General features: G+C 46.1%; 13 protein-coding genes. 10 read left to right on the top strand and 3 right to left on the bottom strand.

Annotated features, from left to right (window positions below; all coding sequences use genetic code 11):
* Positions 1-67 precede the first annotated feature (67 nt).
* Positions 68-922 (bottom strand): glyoxalase III HchA, encoded by an 855-nt coding sequence (gene hchA, locus ABXT60_RS01265; protein ID WP_443630974.1) that lies wholly within the window; start codon positions 920-922, stop codon positions 68-70.
* Positions 923-1160: 238 nt separating this feature from the next.
* Between hchA and ABXT60_RS01260 the strand changes: the two genes are divergently transcribed.
* The 3 genes from ABXT60_RS01260 to ABXT60_RS01250 all read left to right on the top strand — a co-directional run bounded on the left by ABXT60_RS01260 (position 1161) and on the right by ABXT60_RS01250 (position 3990).
* Positions 1161-2075 (top strand): LysR family transcriptional regulator, encoded by a 915-nt coding sequence (locus ABXT60_RS01260; protein ID WP_443630973.1) that lies wholly within the window; start codon positions 1161-1163, stop codon positions 2073-2075.
* Between the two features lie 30 nt (positions 2076-2105).
* Positions 2106-3323, top strand: coding sequence for an NADH:flavin oxidoreductase/NADH oxidase family protein (locus ABXT60_RS01255; RefSeq protein ID WP_443630972.1), 1218 nt, complete (start codon positions 2106-2108; stop codon positions 3321-3323).
* Positions 3324-3510: 187 nt separating this feature from the next.
* Positions 3511-3990 carry an MOSC domain-containing protein gene (locus tag ABXT60_RS01250; RefSeq protein WP_443630971.1) on the top strand — a complete coding sequence of 160 codons (480 nt, stop codon included), beginning with the start codon at positions 3511-3513 and terminating at the stop codon, positions 3988-3990.
* A gap of 56 nt (positions 3991-4046) precedes the next feature.
* Here the strand turns inward: ABXT60_RS01250 and rsmD are convergent, their stop codons facing one another.
* On the bottom strand, positions 4047-4727 hold the full coding sequence (gene rsmD / locus ABXT60_RS01245; protein ID WP_443630970.1) for a 16S rRNA (guanine(966)-N(2))-methyltransferase RsmD: 681 nt from the start codon (positions 4725-4727) through the stop codon (positions 4047-4049).
* A gap of 152 nt (positions 4728-4879) precedes the next feature.
* Between rsmD and ftsY the strand changes: the two genes are divergently transcribed.
* From ftsY to rpoH, 4 genes are all read left to right on the top strand, one after another.
* Complete coding sequence (ftsY, locus tag ABXT60_RS01240; protein WP_443630969.1) at positions 4880-6004, top strand: signal recognition particle-docking protein FtsY; 1125 nt, start codon at positions 4880-4882, stop codon at positions 6002-6004.
* Entirely contained in the window at positions 6001-6672 is a 672-nt protein-coding gene (gene ftsE / locus ABXT60_RS01235) for a cell division ATP-binding protein FtsE (protein WP_443630968.1), read from the top strand. The genes ftsY and ftsE overlap by 4 nt, the downstream gene beginning before the upstream one ends.
* Positions 6673-6674: 2 nt before the next feature.
* Positions 6675-7649, top strand: a complete 975-nt coding sequence (gene ftsX, locus ABXT60_RS01230) for a permease-like cell division protein FtsX (protein WP_443630967.1) — start codon at positions 6675-6677, stop codon at positions 7647-7649.
* A 241-nt stretch (positions 7650-7890) separates the two neighbouring features.
* The gene (gene rpoH, locus ABXT60_RS01225) at positions 7891-8778 is read left to right on the top strand and encodes an RNA polymerase sigma factor RpoH (protein WP_443630966.1); all 888 of its coding nucleotides are present in this window, start codon (positions 7891-7893) and stop codon (positions 8776-8778) included.
* A 59-nt stretch (positions 8779-8837) separates the two neighbouring features.
* Here rpoH and ABXT60_RS01220 read toward each other — a convergent pair whose 3' ends face one another.
* Positions 8838-9476: an arylesterase gene (locus ABXT60_RS01220; RefSeq protein ID WP_443630965.1), complete on the bottom strand. Its 639-nt coding sequence runs from the start codon at positions 9474-9476 to the stop codon at positions 8838-8840.
* Positions 9477-9540: 64 nt separating this feature from the next.
* On the opposite strand from ABXT60_RS01220, the gene ABXT60_RS01215 reads away from it, so the two are divergent.
* The 3 genes from ABXT60_RS01215 to ABXT60_RS01205 all read left to right on the top strand — a co-directional run bounded on the left by ABXT60_RS01215 (position 9541) and on the right by ABXT60_RS01205 (position 14516).
* Positions 9541-10242, top strand: coding sequence for an ABC transporter ATP-binding protein (locus ABXT60_RS01215; RefSeq protein ID WP_443630964.1), 702 nt, complete (start codon positions 9541-9543; stop codon positions 10240-10242).
* Positions 10235-12685, top strand: coding sequence for an ABC transporter permease (locus tag ABXT60_RS01210; protein ID WP_443630963.1), 2451 nt, complete (start codon positions 10235-10237; stop codon positions 12683-12685). The genes ABXT60_RS01215 and ABXT60_RS01210 overlap by 8 nt, the downstream gene beginning before the upstream one ends.
* Before the next feature lie 112 nt (positions 12686-12797).
* Positions 12798-14516, top strand: coding sequence for a SulP family inorganic anion transporter (locus tag ABXT60_RS01205; protein WP_443630962.1), 1719 nt, complete (start codon positions 12798-12800; stop codon positions 14514-14516).
* Positions 14517-14573: the final 57 nt, after the last annotated feature.

The following is a 14573-nucleotide window of genomic DNA, read 5'->3' as shown; positions in this document are numbered from 1 at the left end:
TTCAGCACAGTAGTTACTCTCATAAGCTTGAAAGTATGCTTATCAAGCGCCTTTTTAACTAGAAACTTTAACTAAACTCTTTTAACAAAGTATTGGCCGCTAGTTTTCCTAATTCATTAGCCGCTAATGGGCTTGCCCCAGTGATCAGTTTTCGATCAACACAGGTTGTCTTGTCAGATTTCTTATTAACGATGACCACCCCTAAGTCGATGAGCTTTTCGTTTAGCTGCCAAGGCATTGAGCCCGGTAAATAGCCAATCATGGGGGTCTGTTTGTCCACAGAATCGGGGAATACTGCCATTTGATAACCTTTGTAGATAAACTCATTTCCATCTAGCTGGGTTGACAATAATGAACCCGGTCCATGACATAAGGTAATCGTAAACAACCCTTTATCATGCGCCCAATGGAGTGCCTTACCCACATTAACGTCTTCTGGAATGCCCAGCATTGCGCCGTGCCCTCCAGGTATAAATACAGCAGCGTATGACAGATCCTGCCGTAATGAGTGATCCACAAAATCTTGAAGACGGGTGGGTGTTTGAAACTGTTTTTTATATTTATTATAAAAATTAATGACATGTGTGTCTTCATCAGGCATCGCCCACATCTCAAACGCAACAGGTTTACCCGTGGGGGTAATTATTTCAAACGTAAAGCCTGCTTCTTTTAAATGCAGCATGGGCAAAATAGCTTCAACTGGGTGGTTGCCCGTCGAAAACATCTTTCCATTTTTCATCGTCATATTTTTTTGTTCAGTAAAAATAACGGCAATCTTACATTTTTCACCCTCGTAAGGCTGATACGAAATAGGTTCATAATCGGTGGTGGGTGATACCGCTAACTTTAACGCCAACTTTGATGGGCTATAAGAGCCATCACTTTCTAATTGAGGAGCGATTCTTAATAATTTCTTAAACATAATATTTCCTGTTAGTTAATCACCGTGAGTGACCTGAGCTGAGGTATTACCTCAACAAATTACCCTATCAACGGGGTTGCGTACTGATCATTTATGGGCCTTTAAAGTATGGCCTGTGTCATAGCTTTTAAATGGGCTGGTGGCTGATAATGAGGGTATGGTACGCCAAAAATTATGCCTTGATTAGTCACCTTTTTACAACTATATTGTTTCCTCTATAGAAACAATAGGTGGAACCATGGCCCTTGAAAACGAATATATGAGGGGCTTGCTTCTCTTCTCTCACATCGTCAGATTAGGTAGCTTATCAGCTGCAGCCACGCTATTGAGTATGAGTCGATCATCTGTCAGTAAGCAGTTGTCTGCCTTGGAGAGGAGGGTTGGTTCGCGATTATTGAATCGAACCACTCGAACAATCATGGTCACAGACGTAGGTCGTCAGGTGCTTTACGAGGCACATAAGGTTGAACGAGCACTGCAGACCATTGAACACATCAGTGATAATCATCAGACTGAAATAGCAGGCGACCTAAAAGTATCTTGTTCTAGTGCCCACGGGCGCGTTCATCTGGTACCTTTAATGTCGAAATTTTTAGCCCGTTACCCCAAGCTAACAGTTAACCTGCAATTGGAAGATCGTTTTGTTGATATGGTGGCCGAAAACTTAGACGTTGCAATTCGCATTGGGTTCTTGCCTGACTCAAGTTTGATCGCCCGAGAATTGGGCTCCTTTTCTTTGTTACTCTGTGCAAGCAAGGAGTATTTAAACAATGCTCCGGCGATGAAGGTTCCAAAAGACTTATTAAACCACCGTTGCTTATTTTATCGAAACTCAACCGGGTCCATGAATACATGGACATTTGGCAGTGCAGCAGGCGAGGAAAGCGTCACCGTGTCAGGACCATTAGCCATTAATGACCCCAGTGCACTGGTCACTGCAGCGATAGAGCATGCAGGTGTCCTACTGATCGATAAAGGGCTTTTAGGCGATACCATTGACCAAGGAAAGTTGGTCCCACTAATGACTGGGTATAAGCCGATCGGTGGATTCCCTATATATGCTATATTCCCTGAAAAAGAATTTATGCCAGCAAAAACACGTGTATTCATTGATTTTTTATTAGAAGAAATGCCCGCTAAACTTAGCCATTAATAGGGCATTAGCATTGCAAAGAGAGTAACCATGATCGAGCAGACCAACCCTATTCTGGCCCTTGGACGCGCCCTAGAATTGCCGTGCGGTGCAACTTTTAAGAATAGACTAGCAAAGTCCCCCATGTCAGACTCACTGGCAAACGGTGACGGTGATCCCACCAAAGCACAGATTAGGCTTTATGAAAGATGGGCTCAGGGTGGCGCCGCTGTATCGTTCATCGGTGAAGTACAAGGCGACCCTCGCTTTCCAGAACGGCCGGGCAATTTAGTACTCGCCGAAGATACAAGTAAAGCAATGATCCATGAATTAGTTAAACGGGGAACCATTGATGGGGCTCATCTTTGGCCGCAGCTGGGCCATGCTGGAGCGCTTTCCTTCTTGCCGATAAGCCAGCCACAAGGGCCATCGGCGCTGGCGATTGAAGGCTTTCAATGCGCCAGCATGCGTATTGAAGACATTTTAGAATTACCACACATGTATGCCACAGCGGCTTTGCATGCAAAGAGTGCAGGGTTTGGAGGTGTGCTTATTCACGCAGGTCATGGTTTTTTACTGAGCCAGTTCCTATCACCATTGTTCAACCATCGGACTGACGCCTATGGCGGTTCTATCGAAGCACGATGCCATATCGTGCTCGATGTGATCCGCACTGTCAGGCGCGCGGTTGGTTCGGCCTTCCCAGTGGGGATCAGAATTAACTCAACAGATATGCTGGAGGGTGGGTTGTCAGAACATGATGCTTTAGAGGTCGTCCGGCTTCTTGATCGAACTTCGGTGGATCTAATTGATATCAGCGGGGGCACCTATTTTCCTGGAGCGAAGGCTAGTTCTGACAGTTTGACTAAGGGGCCCTACTTTCTCGATTTTTCCCGTCGAGTTAAAGAGGTTACTAAAGTGCCCGTCATTTTGACAGGTGGGTTTAAGACACGAGAACAAGCCGTGGATGCCATCGTTAGTGGAGCTGCTGATATGGTGGGGCTGGCGCGGGCCATGACCCTTAATCCTCAACTTGCAAATGACTGGTTGACCAAAAAAGGGGGTGATCCCAAGTTCCCCATATTCGATTCCAATCCAGAAGGTGGCGTAACAGCATGGTACACCATGCGTTTAACGGCTTTAGCGGAGGATCGAGAAGATACGTTTAACCTAGACCTGCCTATGGCCATGCGTATGTATGAAGAACGTGACGCTCGGCGCTGCATTAAATGGCGAGCGAAATTTTCGTATTTGCATACCCTGATATGAATACCAATTGGTCTCCAATGCACACCAACACAGTGCTGCCAGACTAGCCTATGCTGCGCCGTTTATATGCATTCCGGCGAGCAGAGCCTGATGGCCACATCCCATGAACGTTATAATGACCATGCTTTGGCTACACAGATCAATTTTCATCATGTTAATATTCAAGTAAAGCTTAAAGGTGAGTTGAATGATTGAAGCTATTTTTGTAGCAAAAAAATCTAGGCAGGCACTGCAGCAAGCCCATACAGTGCAGGTGGTTGTTGGGTGCGGTATTACTGGCGATCGGCATTTTAAAAAAGCCAAAAAAAAAGGCCAAAATATTACCCTTATAGAAGCTGAAGCCGTTGATGGGTATAACGCACTTTTGGGCCAGTCTATTGCCCCTCAACAAACACGCAGAAATATCATTAGTCGGGGTGTTGATCTGAATGCCTTAGTTGGCGAAGAGTTTTCGATTGGCTCAGCACAGTTCAGAGGCGTCGAATTGTGTCACCCATGCAATGTTTTGGGGCGGCTACTAGAGAATCTGCAGGTTTCAAGAAGCGAAGTGATCCATGCCTTTTTGGGTAGTGGAGGACTTCGAGCGGATGTCATTGGCAGCGGCATTATAGAAGTGGGCATGCCCATTATCAGTGACCCAAATACACCATCCAATGTGCCATCCTAAGCACTTGCCATGAGGGTATTTGACTGCGCCAGTTGTCATTTAATTGAGGCCTTAGCTTACTGGCTAATCAGTCCATAATGTACTTGGCCAGCTTTTTTATTGCGATGCAATTTCCATGTTGGCGGCAAATCTAGCTCTTCCAAGGGCTGCGGCTGCTCCACGTAAATCATAGCATTGGCGGCAAGACAATTGCTGGCAAATAGGGCCTTGAGCATGTCCTGCATGAGAGCAAGGGCAAAAGGGGGGTCTAAAAACACCAAATGATACTGCTGAGGCTGATCTGGGCTAGCGGTGTGATCACTTCTCAGCCAATCAAAGGCGCTTTGTTGATGCACTGAAGTGGTCTGGTCTGCAGCTAAAGTCAGCTGCTTTATGTTGTCCCTAAGACTACTCGTTGCAATATTAGACAAATCCACAAAGGTTACATGCTTGGCGCCGCGGGATAGGGCTTCAAGGCCTAGGGCCCCAGTGCCGGCAAATAAATCGAGGCACCTGGCGCCAGGTATGGGGCCAGCAAGCCAATTAAATAAGGTTTCTCGCACCCTGTCTTGAGTAGGACGCAGGCCTATGACTGTAGCAAATGGAATTTTTCGTCCACGCCATTGTCCACCAATGATACGTAAACTTTGGCGCCCCGCTTGGCCAATTTCAACAACCTTTCCTGGCTTAGTCGCAGTTCCAGAGGAGCGCAGCTGAGGTGACGGACGAGAAGATTTTGAACTCGGTTTGCGGGCCATAAATATGCCTAGGGATAACAATGAGTGGAAATAGTGTAGTTCCTATTCTAAGGCAATCGCTGCAGAAAAGAAGCATACCTAGGCAAAAGCTATGCTAAAATTTACGACTTCGTTATTCTTCATTCCGCATATACCGAGACGCACCCAACATCATGGCCCTGTTTAATTTATTTGGCAAAAACAAAACCCCTACAGAGAAAAAAGATGTTTCTGCAGCAGAGCACCCGGTTGCAACTTTGCAGGATACTGCTAAGCAGCAGCAGGCTAGCAGCTCAACAATGCCAGCACTTGATCCAAAGCCAGCCCCTGTTGCCACAAAGTCTCAGCCAAAACAGGGCTTTTTTGGACGTATAAAAAGTGGCCTTAGTCGCACTCGTGGCAATTTAGGTGATGGCCTTTCTAACCTATTTTTAGGCGCCAAACAAATCGATAACGACTTGTTTGAAGAGCTAGAGACCCAACTATTAGTTGCAGACGTGGGGATAGAAGCCACTGCAAGCCTGCTCAAAAAGCTCAGCGACCGGGTTGCCCGCAAAGATCTACAAGACCCTCCAGCACTTTATAAGGCCTTAAAAGAAGAGCTAGCAACATTATTACAAGGCAGCCAAGCAGCGTTAGAGATTCCTCAACAAGATAGCCCCTTTGTGATCCTTATGGTCGGGGTTAACGGCGCAGGCAAAACCACAACCATTGGTAAGCTGAGCAAACGATTCCAAAGCCAAGGGAAAACAGTTTTATTGGCCGCTGGCGACACCTTTCGTGCGGCTGCCGTTGAACAATTGCAAGAGTGGGGGACACGCAACAATGTGCCCGTTGTTGCCCAGCATACAGGAGCTGATAGCGCCTCTGTAATCTTTGATGCAGTGCAGTCTGCTCAGGCAAAAGGTATCGACGTGGTGATTGCAGATACAGCTGGACGCTTACAAAACAAATCTCACTTAATGGATGAGCTAAGTAAAATTGTGCGGGTGATGCAAAAATTAGATGTTAATGCCCCCCATGAAGTCATGCTAGTGCTCGATGCTGGCACCGGACAGAACGCCTTAAGCCAAGCTAGCCTTTTTGGTGCTGCCGTGGGGGTAACTGGAATAACCCTCACTAAACTTGACGGTACTGCTAAAGGTGGCGTTATTTTTGCCATGGCGCAGCAGCTACAACTCCCTATTAGGTTTATTGGGGTGGGTGAGCAGGCAGACGACCTGCGACCGTTTGAAGCTGATGTATTTATTGACGCACTATTTAGTGAAACTAAGCTAACGCAAAAAAGTGCCTCATGATTCGTTTTGAGCAGGTGGGCAAAAAATATCATGAAAAGAACGCGTTAGTGAGCAACAACTTTCATTTACAGCGCGGTGACATGGCTTTTTTAACTGGCCACTCAGGTGCTGGAAAAAGTACACTGCTAAAACTCATCATGCTTATGGAGCGCCCAACAAGTGGCAAAGTTATTGTTGACCGAGAAGACTTAAGCCAACTTAGCCGTAAACAGATTCCAGCGCATCGCAGAAAAATCGGCCTTGTATTTCAGAATCACCAGTTACTAATGGATTACTCTGTATTTGATAACGTGGCCCTGCCTCTTAAAATCAGTGGCTATAATGAGCGAGATTCTGGCCGGCGTGTCAGAGCTGCTTTAGACAAGGTTGGCTTATTAGATAAAGAGAAACTATCACCACAAGTACTATCCAGTGGAGAACAACAACGTATTGGTATAGCTCGCGCCATCGTTAACAAACCCAAACTTATATTGGCCGACGAACCCACAGGCAACTTAGACCCTGCCTTGTCTGCTGAAATTATGCATCTGTTTCAACAGTTCAACCAAGTGGGCGTCACTGTGCTCATTGCCAGCCATGACCTAGCACTTATTCAGCGCCTACAGCACCCCGTTATTCAGCTTAACCAAGGCCGAATTAGTGGACCACTTTCAGTAATGGGGCCGTAATTATGGCTTTTTTTAAGCGTCGCCCTGCCCATAACGCCAGCCGCTCTCAACCTGAAAGTCCTGCTAAACGGCTACTTAGAGAACACAAAGATGTCGCTATTAATAGTTGGTGCAGGCTATGGCAGTCGCCCTTGGCTAACCTATTAACCTGGCTAACATTAGCCATAGCATTGGCTTTGCCAGCGGCGTTATTGTTACTCTTAAGCCAAGCTCAGCACTTAGGTCAGCAGGTTAATCAGAGTAGCCACATAAGCGTATTTTTGGCTTCAGATGTAAGCCTTGAACAAGGTCAATTGATCACTGGTCAATTAAGCTCCAGGCCAGACATTATTCAGGCAACTTACATCTCGGCCGAGCAGGCATTAGCTGATTTTAAAGCCAGTAGTGGGCTAGAAGATATATTAACAAGCCTCACTGATAACCCCTTGCCTGCAACTATACTAATAGAGCCAGCCAACACCTCCTTAGGCCCAAAAGCTGTCGCAAAACTTACCCAACAGTTACGACAGCAAGACCCCATTGATCAAGTATTAGTGGACATGGAGTGGTTGGATCGCCTACAAGCACTGTTGGATACAAGCGAGCGATTTACCTACAGCTTAGCGCTTTTACTAGCACTTGGTGTATTGCTTGTGGTGGGCAACACTGTGCGTTTACAAATAGAAAGCAGAAAACAAGAGATTTTGGTTATTAAACTAGTGGGAGGAACTGATGCCTATTTACGGCGCCCATTTTTATATGCCGGACTTTGGGCTGGGTTATTTTCAGCTTTAATTGCTTGGGTCATTCTCCAGGTGGGAGTAGCCTACTTGCATCCACCCTTATTATCATTGGCGCAAAGCTACCAAAGTGACTGGCAACTGCAAGGTTTAAGTTGGATGGGGAGTTTTAATCTATTTGTTGCTAGCTGCGGGCTATCGGTATTGGGGGCAAGCTTAACTGTGGGCCGCCAACTACGCCTTATTGAGCCCAAATAAGGTCCTTGTAGGGGTTTACAAAGCTTTACAGGGAAATACCCCAACTGAGACTTGCACTCTCGCCATTTCAGCCCTAAAATACAACTCTTAATTTTGCCGTCGTAAGCCAAATCTTAATATTAGAAAAATATTATGTATGCGAGGAAATGCATGCATTTGCGGCAATAGTCCTAGAAAATGGCCAAAAAAGGCCATGCTTAGAATAAGTTTAAGAGTGGACTCAAAGACTACGGAGATTGTTATGACCAAATCATTATCAGCTATTGATGCATTAGCACCAGGCCAAAGCCACGAGGCTTACCTACAAACGATCAGCACCATCCCCATTCTTACGGTTGAGCAAGAGCGAGCACTGGCTGAACGTCTGTATTACGAAAATGATTTAGATGCAGCACGCCAACTGGTTATGTCTCACCTGCGCTTTGTGGCTCATATTGCCAAAAGCTACTCTGGTTACGGCCTACCTATTGCTGACCTAGTGCAAGAAGGTAACGCAGGCTTAATGAAAGCGGTCAAGCGTTTCAACCCAGAGGTGGGCGTGCGCTTAGTTTCTTTCGCTGTGCATTGGATCAAAGCTGAAATGCACGAATATATTTTACGCAACTGGCGCATTGTCAAAGTAGCAACGACCAAGAGCCAGCGGAAACTATTTTTTAATCTGCGCAGCTCCAAGAAGAAATTAGCTTGGCTGACACATGCAGAAGTTCAATCCATGGCAGCAGACTTAGGTGTTGATGCTAAAGTTGTAATGCAAATGGAAGGCCGCATGTCTGCTCATGACACCCCATTTGATGCACCAGAGGGTGACGAAGACAGCGCATATCAGGCGCCAGCTTATTACCTTGAAGATCACTCGGGTGACCCTGCTAGGCAGCTGGAAGCGAGTGATTGGGAAGAAGATTCCAACACACGTTTAGCAACCGCCATGGGTGACCTAGACCCTCGCAGCCGTGATATTTTGCAGCAGCGCTGGTTGAGTCACTCTAAGGCCACCTTACACAATTTGGCTGACCAGTACGAAGTGTCTGCAGAGCGAATTCGCCAGCTTGAAAAGAACGCTATGAAAAAGCTAAAAGCGGCAATGAGTGTTGGCATGGACTCAGATGGAGAAGGCGCTTACGCATTTTAACACCTAGCTGAACCTTAGTTAGACATCCCAAAAACCCACCGAGTGTGGGTTTTGTTATTTTAGGGCACCCAGATGTCTGCTAAATTACGCCATACATTATCAACAATAATAGGCTGAGCTGCGGGGGTTGGGTGCAGGCCATCAGGCTGCATTAAATCATTATGAATAGCAATATTTTCTAATATAAAAGGCACTCGAGCGGTCTTATACTGCACTGCAAGGGTTTCATATTGAGCAAAAAAAGGTGCTGTGTAGCGCGCTCCATAATTCGGCGGTAACTGAATTCCCATAACAACTACTTGGGCCCCAGCCAGCTGGCTTTGTTCAATCATAGCTCCCAGGTTAGTGGTGATGTTGACGACGGGGTACCCTCGCAAACCGTCGTTAGCACCCAGCTCTAACAATACCCACTGAGGTTGAAACTGACGCAGCAACGCAGGTAATCGGCGAACCCCTCCCTGAGTTGTTTCACCACTCACACTGGCATTAATCACCCGCCACTGATCATTAGTTCTACTAGCATTTAACTTGTCTTGCAGCAAAGCTGGCCAAGCTTGTTCTAGCGACATACCATAACCAGCACTCAAACTATCCCCCATGACCAATATGGTCTGATCCTTAGCCCAGCCCCCAGGCACCCACAAAAGGCTAGCAATACTGCAAAAGTAAAATGTAAATATTTTGAAAAACTGCATCATATCCTTTCCTTAGTGACTCGGCAGACGCCATAATAGACCCCTATTAAATTATTGAGTTGTCCCTATGCCTTCTTCTACGCCCTTTTTGGCCGCCCATAACGTCAGCCAAATTGTAGCTAACCCTCAAGCCAGCCAATCTAACGACTTACATATATTACAAGACGTAAATTTTACCATAGAAGCTGGCCAATCTGTTGCCATAGTTGGTGCTTCTGGCTCTGGAAAAACCACTTTATTAGGCATGATGGCAGGCTTAGACAGCCCTAGCCATGGACAACTGTTTTTAGCCCATAAAGACCTCACGCAACTTAATGAAGAACATCGAGCCGAGCTACGGAAACATCAAGTTGCATTTATATTCCAGAATTTTCAACTCCTGCCAAGTCTTACTGCGATAGAAAACATCATGCTGCCGCTAGAAGTGAAAGGTAGCCGTGATGCTGACGCACTGGCAAAAAAATATTTAACCCACGTCGGACTGGCTGAGCGTGGCCATCATTATCCCAACCAACTCTCTGGTGGCGAACAACAACGTGTCGCCATTGCTCGCGCCTTTGCCGCACAAGCGCCTATTTTGTTTGCCGATGAGCCTACAGGTAATTTAGACACAGAGACTGGCCACCATATTATTGAGCTCTTGTTTGAACTCAATCAACAACACCACACCACACTGGTATTAGTGACCCACGATTTAGAATTGGCACAACGCTGCCAGCGAAGGTTGTCCCTAACAGCTGGACAACTTACGGAACTCACAGATGTTTAAACTAGCCGCCCGCCTAGCGTGGCGAGACTGGCGCGGTGGAGAACTTTCTCTACTGTTTGTCGCTTTGGTTCTCGCCACTACTAGTGTGACCAGTATTAGCCTTTTTACTCAACAAGTTAAGCAATCGATGGTGGCGCAAGGTGCAAACCTTATCGCTGCAGACTTACGCCTTAACACCAGCCAACCTGTGCCTCAACTATGGCTAGAGAAAGCCCAGGCTTTATCCTTACAACAAGCACAGCTGAGTCAGTTTCAGGCCATGGTATTTGCCCCACAGGGTATGCAATTAGCCAGCATTAAAGCTGTCTCAGAAAATTACCCATTGCGAGGTGAAATCACTGTAAGCACTGCTGCTTTTGAGCTGGGTACAGTTATAGAACATGGTCCCATACAGGGAGAAATATGGCCTGATTCTCGACTATTAGCCAGCCTAAATGCTAAATTAAATGACACTATTGATGTCGGTCAACTTAGTTTAAAAATAAGCCAGGTACTCATGTCTGAACCAGATCAGGCTAGCGGTTTTTCAGGCTTCGCTCCTAGTGCCATGATGCACCTGTCCGACCTTGAAGCAACCGAGGCCGTACAGACAGGCAGTAGAGTAAAAAACCGGTGGTTATTAGCGGGTGAAAATAACGCACTAACTCAGCTGCAACAAGACATTAACCCTTTGCTAAAAAATGGTCAAAAGTGGCAATCGCCCACTGATGGTAATGTAAATGTGGCGGCCACTTTAGACAAAGCTGAACAGTTTCTATTACTAGCAGGGTCGCTAGCAGTGGTTCTTGCTGGTGTAGCCCTGTCTCTCTCCACCCGGCGCTATAGCCTGCGCCAAGCTAAACACGTGGCTTTACTTAAGTGCCTTGGTCTTAAACCTAAACAATTACGCTTTTTATACCTAAGCCAAATGGCACTGCTAGCGTTATTGGCTCTTTTAGTAAGCCTGCCCCTTGCTTGGGGCCTTTACCAAGGCCTGTTGTTATTAGTCGTTGACTATTTTCAAGCCGCATCTATTATCCCACCACTTGCTCCCTTTATACTTGGCGCAGGAACAGGCACATTGTGCTTGTTAGCTTTCGTATTACCCCCCATGTTGGCGCTAGCTAAGGTGGCTCCTGCAGAGGTACTGCGCCAATCTTCCAGCCAGAGCAAAACCAACATAGGCCACCTGACTATAGGTTTTACCGCCGTAATTGCTTTAGTGTACTGGCACAGCCAATCTATATTAATCACCTCTGCTCTGATCGTTGGTGTGGCCATTATTCTGGCTTTGCTGGCTTTGCTCGCTAGCCTGCTCATCAGGTTAGGCAACAAAATACGCCCCCATTTAAGCCAAGGGGGCAAGATAGGTGTAGCGAATTTATCACGTAGAAAACACCAGAATAGCCTGCAAGTGGCTATTTTTGGGCTTGCACTAATGCTTCTATTTAGTTTAATTTCGGTACGAAGTTTCCTAATTGATGATTGGCAACAGCAGTTAAACCAAGACACTCCTAACTTGTTTTTATTCAATATTTATCAACAGGAGCGTGAGTCTTTAGTCACCTCAATGGAACAGCAAGGATTAGCTACCCAAGGGTTAACTTTTTTCCCTATCGCCAGAGCTAGGCTCACCGAACCTAAGGTAGAAGACCCCCGCGGGGACCGGGAACTTAATCTCACTTGGAGCCAAACTCTACCCATAGGAAACAGCATTAGCGCAGGCCAGTGGTGGGATGATAGCAATGCTAACCCGTTAGAAGTCTCGATAGAATCAGACTATGCGCAGCGAATGGGGTTAGCATTGGGACAAAGCCTTACGTTTAATGTTGCCGGCATCCCACGCCAAGCTATTTTAACCAGCCTCAGAGAAGTGGACTGGAGTACTATGCAGCCCAACTTCTTTTTTGTCTTTTCACAACCTTTAATTGATGCCAACAGCGCAAGCTATATGGCCAGTGTTTATGTTTCACCCGAAGACCGAAGCAAACTTGGCCCTTTGTTGCGTCAACAACCCACTATATCTATGCTTGATGTAGACCAAATTTTGCAACAGGTAAAGCAGGTTGTAGCTCAACTCTCTCTTGCCGTGGAGAGTATTTTAGTGATGGTTTTAGGTGCGGGGGTATTAGTGTTAGTCGCCAGTATACAAGCCAGTATAGATGAGCGTCGGCACGAAAGTGCTATTCTACGAACCTTAGGTGCAAGCAAATCACTGATTCGCAGTATTTTGTTAGTAGAGTATGCAAGCCTTGGATTTGTAGCAGGGCTTATTGCAGGGGTGAGTGCAGAAGCGTTAGTTGCCGTGCTGCAAAACCAATTATTTCAATTGCCACTGCAATTTCATTGGCCCCTTTGGGTGCTTACGCCCTTTGCTGGCATGTTGATCATTGGCTCCTGCGGCTGGTGGTTTAATCGCTCAGTAGTAACGGCTCCACCACTTAGAACACTACGGCAAACATAACCATTATTTCATGAGTAAACTAAAAGGGGCTTACCACAGCAGTTTTAAATACCACCGACAACAAAGAAATACATTACAATAGGGTAATTAAGTTCATTTTATTAGGTAATGTATGTCGTCGGTGGCACTGACTTATTTGTTAAAATTTCTGCCTTTTCTAAGCTGGGCTAAACACACAACCCCAGCTAGTGCTCGGCAAGATGCTATGGCCGGACTTACAGGTGCCATCATCGTTCTTCCCCAGGGTGTGGCTTATGCTTTAATTGCTGGCCTACCGCCAGAATATGGACTGTATGCTGCAATCGTTCCAGCCATAATTGCTGCTTTATTTGGCTCTTCTTGGCACCTTATCTCTGGCCCGACAGCAGCTCTTTCTATTGTTGTTTTTACTACTATTAGCCCTTTAGCCCAGGTGGGCACGGCAGCCTATATAAGCCTAGTGCTTACCTTAACCCTCATGGCCGGACTTTTTCAGCTTATATTATCCCTTGCTCGTATGGGCTCTTTGGTGAATTTTGTATCTCACTCGGTGGTGGTTGGATTCACCTCTGGCGCTGCCGTGGTAATTGCCACTAGCCAAATAAAAAACGCCCTCGGACTAGACCTTCAGTCTACTGGTAACTTTATTCTTAACTGGATTGCTGTAGCAGATAACATTATAGCCACACACCTACCCAGCTTAGTGATTGCAGCACTTACCTTAGCTACTTTGATTGTAATAAAACGTTGGCGTAGAAAATGGCCCAATATGCTCATTGCTATGGTTGTTGGAAGCGCTGCCACTCAGGCTTTATTATTAACCTCTTGGTCAGGGGTTAGCGAAATTGCCTTAGTGGGAGAAATTCCATCACAATTACCCCCTTTATCCACGCCCCTGATGACTTGGGATTTATTAAGGCAGTTGGCGCCAGGTGCTATGGCTTTGGGTTTATTAGGTCTGGTAGAGGCTGTATCGATTGCTCGTTCGGTCGCCACACGCTCAGGCCAACAAATCCATGGTAACCAAGAGTTTATTGGCCAAGCGCTGTCTAATATTCTGGGCAGTTTCTCGTCTAGTTATGCCACCTCAGGGTCATTTACTCGCACGGGAGTGAACTATGAAGCAGGCGCTACTAGCCCTTTAGCAGCATTATTTGCAGCAGTATTTTTAGCCATAATCGTGTTACTTTTTGCTCCCTTAGCCGCTTACATCACCTTACCTAGTATGGCTGCTATTTTATTAATGGTGGCATGGAACCTAATTGATTGGCACCACATAAAAATTATTTATCGCGCAGGTAAAAACGAGGCTATGGTATTTAGCGTAACCTTTGCTGCTACACTGTTACTTCCAATGGAATTTGCTATTTATTTGGGTGTGCTTTTGTCCTTGGTGTTGTATTTACGCCGTACATCACAACCCAACATTACGGCTTTGGCTAGTGGCAGAGGTGCTAAAAAACTAGTAGACGCACAACGTTCTAACCTACCTGAATGTGACGTTATCAAAATTGTTCGTATTGATGGGGCGCTATTTTTTGGTGCAGTAGATTATGTACAAACCACATTGATGGCGATACCACAAAAACATGTGCTTATTGTTGCTAGTGGCATTAATTTTATAGATTTAGCGGGCACAGAGTTATTAGCCAACGAAGCTAAACGGCTAGCTGCCAAAGGTGGAGGTTTATACCTTTGTAATGTTAATGGCCGGGTGATTAAGCCGATTATTCGTAACGGACATTTAAGCACTATAGGTAAGCGTCACATTTTTCCTACCAAGGCCCTAGCGCTAAGCACTATTGACGCTAAGTTGAGTGACCATAGCTGCGCTGGCTGTGAGAACCGCTAAAGGATAAAAGCGAATATTGAGGCACTAAAAAACCCGCGCTGGGTAACCAGGGCAGGT

Origin of the sequence: Candidatus Njordibacter sp. Uisw_056, assembly GCF_047730085.1 — a bacterium.
Lineage (GTDB): Bacteria > Pseudomonadota > Gammaproteobacteria > Pseudomonadales > Balneatricaceae > Njordibacter.
This window is presented reverse-complemented; position numbering and strand designations above follow the sequence as displayed.

Coding starts and splice junctions, on each gene's coding strand:
- ftsE (WP_443630968.1), top strand. CDS start 6,001: ATGATTCGTTTTGAGCAGGTGGGCAAAAAATATCATGAAAAGAACGCG.
- ABXT60_RS01205 (WP_443630962.1), top strand. CDS start 12,798: ATGTCGTCGGTGGCACTGACTTATTTGTTAAAATTTCTGCCTTTTCTA.
- ftsY (WP_443630969.1), top strand. CDS start 4,880: ATGGCCCTGTTTAATTTATTTGGCAAAAACAAAACCCCTACAGAGAAA.
- rpoH (WP_443630966.1), top strand. CDS start 7,891: ATGACCAAATCATTATCAGCTATTGATGCATTAGCACCAGGCCAAAGC.
- ABXT60_RS01215 (WP_443630964.1), top strand. CDS start 9,541: ATGCCTTCTTCTACGCCCTTTTTGGCCGCCCATAACGTCAGCCAAATT.
- ABXT60_RS01250 (WP_443630971.1), top strand. CDS start 3,511: ATGATTGAAGCTATTTTTGTAGCAAAAAAATCTAGGCAGGCACTGCAG.
- ABXT60_RS01220 (WP_443630965.1), bottom strand. CDS start 9,476: ATGATGCAGTTTTTCAAAATATTTACATTTTACTTTTGCAGTATTGCT.
- hchA (WP_443630974.1), bottom strand. CDS start 922: ATGTTTAAGAAATTATTAAGAATCGCTCCTCAATTAGAAAGTGATGGC.
- ftsX (WP_443630967.1), top strand. CDS start 6,675: ATGGCTTTTTTTAAGCGTCGCCCTGCCCATAACGCCAGCCGCTCTCAA.
- ABXT60_RS01260 (WP_443630973.1), top strand. CDS start 1,161: ATGGCCCTTGAAAACGAATATATGAGGGGCTTGCTTCTCTTCTCTCAC.
- rsmD (WP_443630970.1), bottom strand. CDS start 4,727: ATGGCCCGCAAACCGAGTTCAAAATCTTCTCGTCCGTCACCTCAGCTG.
- ABXT60_RS01210 (WP_443630963.1), top strand. CDS start 10,235: ATGTTTAAACTAGCCGCCCGCCTAGCGTGGCGAGACTGGCGCGGTGGA.
- ABXT60_RS01255 (WP_443630972.1), top strand. CDS start 2,106: ATGATCGAGCAGACCAACCCTATTCTGGCCCTTGGACGCGCCCTAGAA.